This window comes from Paraburkholderia sp. D15 (assembly GCF_029910215.1).
GTDB lineage: Bacteria > Pseudomonadota > Gammaproteobacteria > Burkholderiales > Burkholderiaceae > Paraburkholderia.
The window spans coordinates 432,800-444,555 of record NZ_CP110395.1 but is presented as its reverse complement, the minus strand read 5'-3'; the positions used below and the strand labels follow the sequence as shown (position 1 = coordinate 444,555).

Sequence of the window (11,756 nt, the reverse complement as noted above, 5' to 3'; positions counted from 1 at the left end):
GACTGCGCCGCGTGCCAGGCGTCAGGTCCGCAATTCGGCGACGAAGTCGTAGTAGTCGTCGCGGCAATAGGTGTCGGTCAATTCGATCGCGCGCTGGTCGGCGCTAAACCCGATACGGGTGATGACCAGCAGCGCCGAGCGTGGTTCGATATCCATCAGCGAGGCGATCTCGCTCGACGCGTTGACCGCCCGGAAGTGCTGCAACGCGCGTACCACGGCCATGCCGCGTTGCTCCAGATGCGCGTACAGCGACACGCCGATCGCCTGCGGGTCGGGGACGATCGCCACCGGCAGCGCCGAATGCTCGACCGCCATCACGATGCCGTCCGCGCGCCGCAGGCGCCGCAGACTCGCCACCGCCGCGCCCGGCGACAGGCCGAGGTGCACCAGCTCGTCGCGGTTGGCGGCGCGGATATCGCGCTCGAGCCACACCGAGTCCGGCCGGAAACCGCGCTGCTGCATCTTCTTCGTGAAACCGGTGAGGCGCGACAACGGATCCTCGACGCGCGGCGTGATGAAGCTGCCCGCGCCGCGTGCCCGCCGGATCAAACCCTGCTCGACCAGCAGCTCGATCGCCTTGCGCGCGGTGATGCGCGACACGCCGATCGCGTCCGACAACGTGCGCTCCGACGGCAAGGCTTCCCCCGCCGACCAGACGCCGCAATGGATCGCCGTCGCCAGATTGCGCGCGAGCTGCAAATAGAGCGGCGTGACGTTGCGGGCGTCAGGCATCAATGCGGACCAGCGAGTTTCCATGGGGCTCCGGGGACCGTTGTGGGAAAGTCGGCCGTCGAAAATGAGAGCCCATTATATAACCAACATAATACCAGTCAACGAACTGGTATCAGTCTGGTCCGGGTTGGCTGAAAGCCATGCGCAGCAAGGGTTTGCGGCATGCTGAAGGGCCTGGGGACGGGATATTGAAGGGTTTGTTGAGACCAGGACTTACCCCTATCCGGGACACGCAGAGCGATCCGGTGGAGCCCATTGCGGTTCTCGCGTTATCAGACGAATTGCAGGCTTTCAATACCTTTCTGATACCAGTGCGCGGCGCTCGGGGTCGGTGCCGCTTTTTTAATGCGATACGTTCCAATATAGTGAAGGCCACCAGACCATAACAATTCCCCGGGGAGCAGCATTGACAGATTCCGAGGCGCTGCGGCGCGCTCAGGCCGTCCGCCATTTCAACCGCTTCTACACCCAGCACATCGGCGCGCTGCACGAGCATTTGGCAAAGAGCGCGTTCTCGCTGACGGAAGTGCGCGTGCTGCACGAACTCTCTCGCGGACGCGCGCAGACGGCCTCGGTGCTCGGGCGTGCGCTCGGGCTCGACAGCGGTTATCTCAGCCGCCTGCTGACCAGTTTCGAACGCCGCGATCTGATCTCGCGACGCCCGTCCGAGACGGACGCGCGGCAATCGCTGATCGCGCTCACCGACGCCGGCCACGCGGCGTACGCGCCGCTCGATACCGCCGCGATCGAGGAAGTCTCGGCGCTGCTCGGCAGTCTCACGCCGCTCTCGCAGGAACAGCTGATCGCGTCGATGAAGCTGATCGAGCGCTTGCTCAGCGCGCAACCCTCGCATGCACTCGTGTCGTTGCGGCAGCCGCGCGCCGGTGAATGCGGCTGGCTGGTGCATCGGCAGGCGCAGTGGTTCGCCGCGCAATATGGTTGGGATAGGTCGTTCGAGGGTTTGCTCGCGCGTGTCGTCGCCGATTACACGCAACGCGCCGATCCACTGCGCGAGATGTGCTGGGTCGCCGATCAGGACGGCGTGGTGGTGGGCTCGGTGTGCATCGTCGGGGTATCGACGACGGTGGCGGGGGTGCGGCTGTTGTGGGTCGAACCGGAGTTGCAGCGGCACGGCATCGGCACGCAACTGCTCGGCGAATGCGTGCGTTTCGCGCGCCGCGCGGGCTACACGAAACTCACGCTGACCACGGCGCGCTCGTTGCCCGAACCGCGTCGTCTGTGCGAGCGCGCCGGTTTCACGCTGGCCGGTACGACGCCGGAGCGCCGCTTCGGCATGGATCTGACGATCGAGCGCTGGGAATTGGAGTTGTAGCGCCGAAGCGCGAGCGAGTGTGAACGTTATGCAGGCGGTGATCCGGCCTGCTTGTCCCGCCTGAACGATCAATCAAGGAAGCGGGCGCCGCGATACCGGGCCCCGGCATCGCGACTTCAAATCAGCCGTTTAGAACGACGGCACCATCGAACCCTTGAACTGCGTCTTGATGAACTGGCGCACGTCTTCCGACTGATACGCGGCAACCAGCTTCTTGACCCACGGCTTGTCCTTGTCCTGCGCGCGCACGGCGATCAGGTTCGCGTACGGGCTGTGGATGTCTTCGAGGGCGATCGCGTCCCTGGTCGGTTGCAGATTGGCGGCCAGCGCGAAGTTCGTGTTGATCGCGGCGGCGTCGACGTCCGACAGCGAGCGCGGCAGTTGCGCGGCGTCGAGTTCGACCAGCTTGACCTTCTTCGGATTGTCCGCGACGTCGAGCGGCGTGGCGTTGTTGCCGTTGGTGCCCGCGCCGGCCTTCAGCTTGATCACGCCTTGCGATTGCAGCAACAGCATCGCGCGATTTTCATTCGACGGATCGTTCGGCACCGCGACCTTCGCGCCTTGCGGCAGATCCTTCAGCGACTTCAGCTTCTTCGAGTAGATGCCGAGCGGCGAAATGTAGGTGAGACCCGCGTTGACGATCTTGTAGCCGCGCTGCTTCACCTGGCTGTCGAGGTAGGGCTGATGCTGGAAGCTGTTGGCGTCGAGGTCGCCGGCGTCGAGCGCGGCGTTCGGCTGCACGTAGTCGTTGAATTCGACGACCTTCACGTTCAGGCCTTCGCGCTTCGCCACCTTGGTGACGACTTCCCAGATCTGCGCGTCCGGGCCGCCGATGGTGCCGACCTTGATGACTTTGTCGTCGGCATGCGCGCCGGCGCTGGAGAGGATCGCCGCACCGGCGACGACTGCGGAGAGGGCTTTGAGGATGTTTCTGCGCTGCATTTGATTCTCGCTGTTTCTGGTCGATGGGCTGATCGACGCTTTGACCGGTGTCCGGCCGGATAAAAAATCGGCGCCGCGCTGCTCGTGGCGGCGCGGCGCCGACTGGACCGCAAATGGTCTCATACGACCGGCGGGATGGGAAATATCAGGATCGCATATGGGTATGCGGTGGGGGCGAGAGCCGGCCGTTGCCTTAGACGCGGGCCACCCCTCACATCCACGATTCGACGTCGTTAGAAAGTCGTCCAGTCGTCTTCGGCAGCGGAGGACCTGGCCGGTTCGACGACAGCGCGCGACGGCGTTGCAGTCGGCGCCGTTCTCACGCTCACAGCCGCCGGTCGTGCGCCCGAAGCCGTTGCAGTCGAAGCCGCACCGCTACTTGCAGGTGCCGAGGCGCCTGAAGCCGCCGCCGCCAACTTCGGCTCCACTTTCGTGGGCACCGACACTTGCGCCTGACCGCGCGCCGGAGCCACCGCGTCCGCGTCGCGCTTTGACACGCGCGTCGATGCGCGTTGCGGTGCTGCCACGTTCGTCTCACGCGCGACCACGCCAGCCGCACGCGCCGTCACCGACATCGACGACGCCGGCGAAACCGCCGTCCCGCCATTCACCCGGAACGCGCTGACCGTCTCACGCAACCGTCCCGCCTGATCCTGCAGCGACGCCGCCGCGGCAGCCGCCTGCTCGACCAGCGCCGCATTCTGCTGCGTGACCTCATCCATCTGCGTGACCGCGCGGCCGACCTGCGCGATGCCCGTGCTCTGCTCTTCCGACGCCGCCGCGATCTCGCCCATGATGTCCGTCACGCGCCGCACCGCTTGCAGGATTTCGCCCATCGTCGTGCCGGCCTGCTGAACCAGCGTGGAGCCGTTATGCACGCGCTCCACCGATGCGCCGATCAACTGTTTGATCTCCTTGGCCGCCGTGCCCGAGCGCTGCGCAAGGCTCCGCACTTCCCCCGCGACAACCGCGAAGCCGCGCCCCTGCTCACCCGCGCGCGCGGCTTCCACCGCCGCATTCAACGCGAGAATATTGGTCTGAAACGCAATCCCCTCGATCACGCCGATGATGTCCGCGATCTGCCGCGAGCTGTCGTTGATCTCGCCCATGGTGCCGATCACGCGGTTCACCACGTCGTTGCCGCGCGTCGCGATTTCGGATGCGTTGTGCGCGAGCCCGCTCGCCTGACGCGCATTGTCGGCATTCTGCTTGACCGTCGCGGTCAGCTCTTCCATGCTCGCGGCCGTTTCCTGCAACGACGCGGCCTGTTGCTCGGTGCGCTGTGACAGATCGCTATTGCCCGCGGCAATCTGCTGCGTCGCCGAAGCGATCGATTCCGCCGAACGCCGGATCTCGCCGATGGTGCGTTGCAAGCGATCCTGCATGCCATGCATCGCGGCCATCATGCTGGCCGTGTCGCCGGCGCGTACCTCGACGAGCTGGGTCAGATCGCCCTGCGCGATGCTCGCCGCGAGCCGCGCCGCCTGGTCCGGCTCGCCGCCGAGGCTCGCGCGCACGTTGCGGATGATCAACAGCATCGCGAGCGTGATGACCGCGCCGATCACAAGCACCACGGCGAGATTGAGGCCGAGGTTTTCGTAGTAGACGGTGTCGATGTCCTTGATGAACACGCCGCTCGTGATGTTCCAGTCCCACGGCGCGAAACGCACCACGTAGCTGATCTTCGGCACCGCGGTTTCGCTGTGCGGCAGACGTCCGCGATACTCGGCGAAGCCGCGGCCGCTCGACTTCGCGGCGTCGACGATCGCGACGTACAGCAGCTTGCCGTCCGGGTCCTTGAAATCGCCGACCGGTTTGCCGGTCATCTGCGGCAAGGTCGGATGCATCAGCACGACCGGCTTCGAATCCATCACGAACAGATAGCCGGATTCGCCGTAGCGCATCGTCGCGAGCCGGGCGAGCGCTTCGCGTTGCGCGTCGGCCTCGCTCATTTTGCCGTTCTGCGACAGCGTGTAATAGCCGTTCACGACACCCTGCGCCGCATCGACCAGATTCACCATGCCCGCCTTGCGTTCGGCCAGCATCGTGCCGCGCGTTTCGACCGCGCTCCACAGCCCGATGCCGAGCAACCCCAGCCAGACAAGTGCGAGCGACAGCCATAATTTTCGATTCAAACTCATCCTGCTCATTGTTATGGTCTCTCTCGTGTGATCCGTTTTCCGCTTGCTTCCGCTTGCTTCCGCTTGCTTCCGCTTGCTTCCGCTTGCTTCCGCTTGCGAATGCGAGCGCGCGACAAGTTGCCGCCGCTTCGGCGGCACGCCGGTACGATTGCTCGCAAACGATTGCCTCATAGATATCGGCATGGCGGGCAATCAACTTGAGAGGCGCTGTAAGGAAAACGATTGTTTCGCGGCGGGATTCGCGAACAGCTTGATCGCGCGCAATAAAGCGCGCGGTGACCGATAATCCGCGCTCGAGGCCGCGTGGGTCGGCGGCGATTTTTATTTCTGGTGGGACGAGTTATGTACGTGATCAACCTGAGCTACATCGCATCGCTCGAACGAGTCGACGATGCGCTCGACGCGCATCGCGCGTTTCTGGACGAACAGTTCGCAGCCGGCGTGTTCGTCGCGGCCGGCCCGAAAGTGCCGCGCGACGGCGGCGTCATCCTGGCGGTAGGCATCGAGCGGGAAAAGCTCGATGCGATCCTTGCCGCCGACCCGTTCGCCGTGCAGCAGGTCGCACGCTATGACGTGACCGAGTTCAAGGCGACGCGGCTCGCGCCGGGGTTGAATCTGCCGATGCCGATCGAAGGCTGAAGGCTGAGGGCTGAGGGTTGAAGCTCCGAGCGCGACGGGCGACGGCGATCGCATATCGCTGAACGTGGTTGCGCACGCGAGCATGCGCACGCGAGCATGCGAACGCGCAAATGAAGAAGGGCATGTGCCTGACGCACATGCCCTTCTTCACGACTACTGCTTCCTGGTTGCCGCCGCTTCTCCGCGCCGGGTCACCGCATCTGGCTCACACCATCAATCGAGCAGCAGCTTGATATCGTGGACCCAAGGCGTAGCGCCCTGGCCATCGCGCGCGAACAGACGCAATTTGCCGTCGGTATCGAACACATAGCTCGCGGCCGTGTGATCCATCGTGTAGCTGTCCGGCGTCTTGCCCGGCACCTTCGCGTAGTACACGCGGAAGTCCTTCGTGACCTTGGTGAGTTGCGCCTGGTCCGCCGGCCGCAAACCGACGAACGTGGGATTGAACGCCGGCACGTATTGCGCGAGCAACGCGGGCGTGTCGCGTTCCGGATCGACCGTGACGAACAGCACCTGAACGCGCTTCGCGTCGTCCGGACCGAGTTGCTGCAACGCTTGCGAAAGCTCGGCCATGGTGGTCGGGCAAACGTCCGGGCAATGCGTGTAGCCGAAGAACAGCACGACGACCTTGCCCTTGTAGTCCGCCATCGTGCGGATCTTTCCGGACGTGTCGGGCAAGGAGAAGTTGCTGGCAAACTGCGTGTTGCCGGTGATGTCGAGATTCTGGAAGGCCGGCGGCTGCTTGCCGCAGCCGGCCGCGATCAGCGCGGCGCCGAGCGCGCAGGCCAGCACGGCGGCGCGCGCCGTACGCGCGAAGCGGTTTTTGAACATGGGTATTACGCGCCGATCAGGACGCGCACGTAGTGGTCGATCAACAACGCGGCGAACAGCAGCGACAGATAGACGATCGAATAACGGAACATCTTGCGCGCGAGATCGTCCGAGTACTCCCGGTAGATCTTCCACGCATACGCGAGAAACACCGCGCCGAGCAGCACGGCCGCGACGAGGTACACCGCGCCGCTCATGCCCGAGATGAACGGCATCATGGTGACCGCGAACAGGATCACCGAGTACAGCAGAATATGCAGACGCGTGTATTGCTCGCCATGCGTGTTCGGCAACATCGGCAGGCCGGCGTTTTCGTAGTCTTTGCGGCGATACAGCGCGAGCGCCCAGAAATGCGGCGGCGTCCACACGAAGATGATCAGCACCAGAATCCACGCGTCGCCCGGTACGTGACCGGTGACCGCGGCCCAGCCGAGGGCCGGCGGCATCGCGCCCGACGCGCCGCCGATCACGATGTTCTGCGGTGTGGCCGGCTTCAGCAACAGCGTATAGATGACGGCATAGCCGACGAACGTGGCGATGGTCAGCCACATGGTCAGCGGATTCGCGAACGTGTAAAGCGTCCACATGCCGAGGCCGCCGAGCACGGCCGAAAACGACAGGATCTGCACGGGCGTGATTTCGCCGCGCGCCGATGGACGCCACGACGTGCGGCGCATCTTCGCGTCGATCTTCTGTTCGACGAGGCAATTGATGGCGAATGCGGCGCCGGCCAGCAGCCAGATGCCGACGGTACCGCCGATCAGCACGGTCCACGGCACCATGCCGGGCGTGGACAGGAACATGCCGATGACAGCGCAGAACACGGCGAGTTGCGTGACGCGCGGCTTGGTCAGGGCGATGTACTGGGAGACCCGGCTACCGGGATGTTGGGAGAGTGTTGTGCTGTCCATGTGGGGTCACGCTGGCGCGGCATCGCGCGCGGGGAGCACGGCGCGGCCGGGACGGCTATAAGCGATCCGAAAGTTTAACATAACGAGCAGCAGCAGCATGATCGCGGCCCCGCCGTTATGCGCGACCGCAATGGGCAACGGCCATTGCAGAACGATGTTCGACAACCCGGTGATGAACTGGAGCAGCACCACCAGCAGCACGCCGTTCGCGGGCCGTCGCAGCGACTCGAAACGGCGCAGTTTCAACGCGAACCACGCGAGATACGCGACCACCACGATCGCGAACGTACGATGCGTCCAGTGTATCGCCACCAGCGCGTCCTGCGTGATCATGTCGCCGTCGCCGGTCATGCCGAGCGCGCGCCACAGGTGGAAGCCGTGCGCGAAGTCCATCGGCGGAATCCATTGGCCGTTGCAGGTCGGGAAGTCGGTGCAGGCGAGCACGGCGTAGTTCGTGCTGACCCAGCCACCCAGCGCGATCTGTGCGATCAGCAGCACGAGTCCGGCAAGCGCGGCCGCGCGCCAGCGCGCCGCCTCGGGCTCGTAGGCCGGCAGCGGCGTTTGCCGCGCGGCCAGCCAGCCCAGCGTGCCGAGCAGCGCGAGACCGAGCAGCAGGTGCGTCGTCACGATGACCGGTTGCAGCTTCATCGTCACGGTCCACGCGCCGAACGCGCCCTGCACGAGGATCAGCAGCAGCAGCGACGTCGGCCACCACGGCGACACGTGCAGCGGACGCCGCTTGATACGCGCCGTCCACGCGATGATCGTCTGCGCGATGATCAGCACGCCGATCGCCATCGCGAAGTAGCGGTGGATCATCTCGATCCACGCCTTCGTCATGCTGACCGGGCCGGTGGGCATCAGTTGATGCGCGGCGCTGATCGCCGCATGCGCGATGAACGGCGACGACGTGCCGTAACACCCCGGCCAGTCGGGACAGCCGAGTCCGGAATCGGTGAGGCGCGTGAAGCCGCCGAACATCACCAGATCGAGCGTCAGGAAAGTGGTGAGCCAGACCAGCTTGCGGAATTTGTTGTCGTCCGCCTTGACCCATACGTAGGACAGCGGCAACAACGCGATACACAAGCCGATCAGGGCCAATTGCAATACGAACATCTTGCTTACCTTTGTTGCGGCATCAACCGATGGTCGACCACTTGAGCAGCTTGGTCACGTCGCCCTTGATCTTGCTCGGGTTCGGATCTTTCGGGAAACGCATCATCAGATTGCCGTTCGGGTCGACCAGGAAGATGTGGTCGGTCAACTGCGTGCCGGTGTCGGTCGGCAGCCATGCGGCCACCTGAGCCGGATCGGCGATCAGCATGTCGGTGTCGGGATACGCCTTTTGTATCACGTCGGCGACGTTGCCTGCATCGGTGCGCAGCCACACCTGCATGACGCGCTCGCGTTCCGGGCCCTGGGCTGTGCGGATTTGTCGCATGAAGTAGAGCTTGGTGACGCACGCTTTGTCGCAGGTGCTGCTGTCGACCGAGATCATCAGCCAGTGGCCGCGCAGCGATGCGAGCTTGAGCGGTTTGCCGTCCTCGCCGGTCACCACCAGCGATTCCGGAATCGGCCGCTGCGGCTCGACCAGCGTGCCGTAGTTGGTCTTGCCGCCGGCCGGCTTGATCACGTAGTACGTGAAGTACGACACGGCGATCGGCGCCGCGCAGATGAGCGCGAGCAGCAGCAGGACCCAGCGGCCGCGCTCCCACGAGCCCTTGCCGTTGGGTTGGCCGGGCATCGCTCGCGGCGTGGCGTTCTGGCCGGCTGGCGGCGTACGGGGTGATTGCGTCGACACTACGGGACCTCACTTCAATGATTGCGCGGTTTGCGTTGCGGACCTCGGACAGGTCGGGCAAGCCACGTGTGCTGTGCTGCGCTGCGTTTCGCCAGGTGTCGCCGCGTTCTGCGGCGATGCACTGTGCGGCGCGTTGCTGCCTGATATCAAGCTACCTCAAGCGCTGGGCGCGGGCGCCTTCTTCGCCGCCCGGCGCGCGGCATACAGGCCGAACGCGAGCGCCGCGGCCGCCATGCCCCACCACTGGAACATATAGCCGTAATTGCGTTCGACGCCGTTGTCCGGCGCGGGCCAGTCGCGCACCAGTTTGTCGCCATCGTCGCTCGACTGCTGGATCACGAACGGCCGCAGCGGCAAGCCGGTTTCGGCGGCATACGCGGCGATGTCGAGATTCTGCCGGATCAGTTGATGCGCGGCCGACCCACCCTGCCCCAATTCGAAAGCGCGCGACGCATCGGCTCGCGCGATACCTTCGATTTCCACATCGCCCTGCGGCGTACTGTAAGGCGCAATGGTCTCGCGGTTGCTCATGTTGCGCGGCAACCAGCCGCGATTGACCAGCACGACGCCGCCGTCGGCCAGTTTAAAAGGCATCACGACGTAAAAACCCGGCTGATCGTTATACGGACGATTATCGAGGTACACGACCTTGTCCGCGACGAACCGGCCGCGCGCTTTCACCCGATGAAATTCGACGTCCTTCAGTTCGACCGGCGCGCTGCCCAGCGTGAGCGCCGGCGCATTCTCGAACTGCGTGATACGCGCCTCGAGCGCCTCCTTCTGATGCGCGCGATCGCGCTGCCAGAAGCCGAGCCGCAGCGTGACCGCCATCACGAGCAGAATCAGCAACGCGGGAATCAGGCGGAATTTCATCGCGTACGCTCCGCCTTGGGTCCGTACGACGCGGCTTCGGACATCGCCCGGAAGCTGCGGCAAACGCCCGCGTGCGGTGAGATAATAAACGTCTTGCCTCTGCGCTTACGGGTTTTAGCTGGTTCCATGCACATTCTCGTTCCCATCGCCTTCGTCCTGATCATCGCCAGCATGGTGTCGGCGCTGTATTTCATGATGCATGACAAGGGCAAAACCAAGCGGATGGTCTGGTCGCTCGCCACCCGGGTGGGCCTGTCGATCTCGCTGTTCCTGTTCATCCTGTTCGCACACTGGATGGGCTGGATTCAGTCGACCGGGATTCCGTACGGGCGTTAAAGCCGGCGGATAAAACGCAGCGCATTGGTTTGCGCTGTGCTGCATTGGTTTGCGTTCGGCCGCCGTCAATTGCCGCCACCTGTCTGCTTGGTTGCTCGTTCGATCGCCCTCGTTTTCCTTCCATCATCCGCATTTTCGCGCTGCCAAACAAAACGCCGCCCTGACTGGGTCGAGGGCGGCGCCGCTTGCGTGCTTTGCTGACTGCCTGTGCGCCGCATCTTGCAGGACTATCCTGCAAGACACCGCGCAGAACCCGCACACGCTCCGAATCGCCGGATGAAGCGCGCGGGCCAGAAGACTATCCGACCGCGTTACAGCCAGTAGACGACGACGTACAGCCCGAGCCACACGACGTCCACAAAGTGCCAGTACCACGCCGCACCTTCGAACGCGAAGTGATGATCCGCCGTGAAGTGGCCGCGAATCATCCGCACCAGCACCACCGCCAGCATCGTGCCGCCGAGGAACACGTGGAAACCGTGGAAGCCCGTCAGCAGGAAGAACGTGGAGCCGTACACGCCCGAAGCGAGCGTCAGATTCAGTTCGTTATATGCGTGGTAATACTCGAATGCCTGCAGGAACAGGAAGCAGACGCCCAGCACCAGCGTTGCCGCCAGCCAGCCGATCGCCTTCTTGCGATGATCCTCGCGCAGCGCGTGGTGCGACACCGTCAGCGTCGCGCCCGAGGACAGCAGCAGCGCCGTGTTGATGGTCGGCACCGGCCACGGTTGCATCGACTTGAAGGTCGACACCAGCGCTGCCGGGCCGTTGTTCGGCCACACCGCCGAGAAGTCCGGCCAGATTAGCTTGTAGTCGAGGCTGCCCAGTTGATGCAGCGCAATTTCACGCGCGTAGAACAGCGCGCCGAAGAACGCACCGAAGAACATCACTTCGGAAAAGATGAACCAGCTCATGCTCCAGCGGTACGACTTGTCGACGTTCTTGCCGTACATGCCGCCTTCCGACTCGGCAATCGCGTCGCCGAACCAGTGCCACAGCGTAAAGAGCAGCCACAACAAGCCGACCACGACGCCGATCGGTGCCAGCTCGTGTTCGTTGATCCAGGCCGCAAGCGATCCGAGCATGACCAGCAATCCGGCAGCGGCGCTGATCGGATGCCGCGACGGATGCGGTACGAAGTAGTACGGGCTCTCGTTTTGACCGCTCATTCTTGATTCTCCACTTCAGTCCAGTTGTTCCGGAATCTCCGGCTGTAT

The 11,756-nt window shown here is 64.1% G+C and carries 12 protein-coding genes; 3 read left to right on the top strand and 9 right to left on the bottom strand.

Features of this window, described 5'->3' with window-relative positions; translation table 11 throughout:
• Positions 1-21: 21 nt before the first annotated feature.
• Positions 22-756: a GntR family transcriptional regulator gene (locus LFL96_RS01935; RefSeq protein ID WP_280997458.1), complete on the bottom strand. Its 735-nt coding sequence runs from the start codon at positions 754-756 to the stop codon at positions 22-24.
• A 382-nt stretch (positions 757-1,138) separates the two neighbouring features.
• Here LFL96_RS01935 and LFL96_RS01930 point away from each other — a divergent pair, with 382 nt between their 5' ends.
• Positions 1,139-2,065 (top strand): bifunctional helix-turn-helix transcriptional regulator/GNAT family N-acetyltransferase, encoded by a 927-nt coding sequence (locus tag LFL96_RS01930; protein WP_280997456.1) that lies wholly within the window; start codon positions 1,139-1,141, stop codon positions 2,063-2,065.
• A gap of 129 nt (positions 2,066-2,194) precedes the next feature.
• On the opposite strand, the gene LFL96_RS01925 is transcribed toward LFL96_RS01930, so the two are convergent.
• Together LFL96_RS01925 and LFL96_RS01920 are read right to left on the bottom strand one after the other, a co-directional pair.
• A complete protein-coding gene (locus LFL96_RS01925; RefSeq protein WP_280997454.1) occupies positions 2,195-3,007 on the bottom strand; it encodes a MetQ/NlpA family ABC transporter substrate-binding protein in 813 nt (270 codons plus the stop codon).
• A 233-nt stretch (positions 3,008-3,240) separates the two neighbouring features.
• The gene (locus LFL96_RS01920; RefSeq protein WP_348638410.1) at positions 3,241-5,148 is read right to left on the bottom strand and encodes a methyl-accepting chemotaxis protein; all 1,908 of its coding nucleotides are present in this window, start codon (positions 5,146-5,148) and stop codon (positions 3,241-3,243) included.
• Between the two features lie 342 nt (positions 5,149-5,490).
• Here LFL96_RS01920 and LFL96_RS01915 point away from each other — a divergent pair, with 342 nt between their 5' ends.
• Positions 5,491-5,787, top strand: a complete 297-nt coding sequence (locus LFL96_RS01915) for a YciI family protein (protein ID WP_280997449.1) — start codon at positions 5,491-5,493, stop codon at positions 5,785-5,787.
• A gap of 213 nt (positions 5,788-6,000) precedes the next feature.
• Here LFL96_RS01915 and LFL96_RS01910 read toward each other — a convergent pair whose 3' ends face one another.
• The 5 genes from LFL96_RS01910 to LFL96_RS01890 form a co-directional block, all read right to left on the bottom strand.
• The gene (locus LFL96_RS01910; RefSeq protein WP_280997447.1) at positions 6,001-6,618 is read right to left on the bottom strand and encodes an SCO family protein; all 618 of its coding nucleotides are present in this window, start codon (positions 6,616-6,618) and stop codon (positions 6,001-6,003) included.
• 5 nt (positions 6,619-6,623) lie between these two features.
• Positions 6,624-7,529 carry a heme o synthase gene (gene cyoE, locus LFL96_RS01905; protein ID WP_280997445.1) on the bottom strand — a complete coding sequence of 302 codons (906 nt, stop codon included), beginning with the start codon at positions 7,527-7,529 and terminating at the stop codon, positions 6,624-6,626.
• Between the two features lie 6 nt (positions 7,530-7,535).
• Entirely contained in the window at positions 7,536-8,645 is a 1,110-nt protein-coding gene (locus LFL96_RS01900; protein WP_280997443.1) for a COX15/CtaA family protein, read from the bottom strand.
• Between the two features lie 22 nt (positions 8,646-8,667).
• A complete protein-coding gene (locus LFL96_RS01895; RefSeq protein WP_280997441.1) occupies positions 8,668-9,273 on the bottom strand; it encodes a cytochrome C oxidase subunit I in 606 nt (201 codons plus the stop codon).
• Positions 9,274-9,486: 213 nt separating this feature from the next.
• Positions 9,487-10,203, bottom strand: a complete 717-nt coding sequence (locus tag LFL96_RS01890; protein WP_280997439.1) for an SURF1 family protein — start codon at positions 10,201-10,203, stop codon at positions 9,487-9,489.
• A 126-nt stretch (positions 10,204-10,329) separates the two neighbouring features.
• Here LFL96_RS01890 and LFL96_RS01885 point away from each other — a divergent pair, with 126 nt between their 5' ends.
• Positions 10,330-10,539, top strand: coding sequence for a twin transmembrane helix small protein (locus LFL96_RS01885; RefSeq protein WP_007179452.1), 210 nt, complete (start codon positions 10,330-10,332; stop codon positions 10,537-10,539).
• A 311-nt stretch (positions 10,540-10,850) separates the two neighbouring features.
• On the opposite strand, the gene LFL96_RS01880 is transcribed toward LFL96_RS01885, so the two are convergent.
• Complete coding sequence (locus LFL96_RS01880; RefSeq protein ID WP_280997427.1) at positions 10,851-11,708, bottom strand: cytochrome c oxidase subunit 3; 858 nt, start codon at positions 11,706-11,708, stop codon at positions 10,851-10,853.
• Between the last annotated feature and the right edge of the window lie 48 nt (positions 11,709-11,756).

Coding starts and splice junctions, on each gene's coding strand:
- LFL96_RS01920 (WP_348638410.1), bottom strand. CDS start 5,148: ATGAGTTTGAATCGAAAATTATGGCTGTCGCTCGCACTTGTCTGGCTG.
- LFL96_RS01910 (WP_280997447.1), bottom strand. CDS start 6,618: ATGTTCAAAAACCGCTTCGCGCGTACGGCGCGCGCCGCCGTGCTGGCC.
- LFL96_RS01885 (WP_007179452.1), top strand. CDS start 10,330: ATGCACATTCTCGTTCCCATCGCCTTCGTCCTGATCATCGCCAGCATG.
- LFL96_RS01880 (WP_280997427.1), bottom strand. CDS start 11,708: ATGAGCGGTCAAAACGAGAGCCCGTACTACTTCGTACCGCATCCGTCG.
- LFL96_RS01890 (WP_280997439.1), bottom strand. CDS start 10,203: ATGAAATTCCGCCTGATTCCCGCGTTGCTGATTCTGCTCGTGATGGCG.
- LFL96_RS01935 (WP_280997458.1), bottom strand. CDS start 756: ATGGAAACTCGCTGGTCCGCATTGATGCCTGACGCCCGCAACGTCACG.
- LFL96_RS01915 (WP_280997449.1), top strand. CDS start 5,491: ATGTACGTGATCAACCTGAGCTACATCGCATCGCTCGAACGAGTCGAC.
- LFL96_RS01895 (WP_280997441.1), bottom strand. CDS start 9,273: ATGCCCGGCCAACCCAACGGCAAGGGCTCGTGGGAGCGCGGCCGCTGG.
- cyoE (WP_280997445.1), bottom strand. CDS start 7,529: ATGGACAGCACAACACTCTCCCAACATCCCGGTAGCCGGGTCTCCCAG.
- LFL96_RS01925 (WP_280997454.1), bottom strand. CDS start 3,007: ATGCAGCGCAGAAACATCCTCAAAGCCCTCTCCGCAGTCGTCGCCGGT.
- LFL96_RS01900 (WP_280997443.1), bottom strand. CDS start 8,645: ATGTTCGTATTGCAATTGGCCCTGATCGGCTTGTGTATCGCGTTGTTG.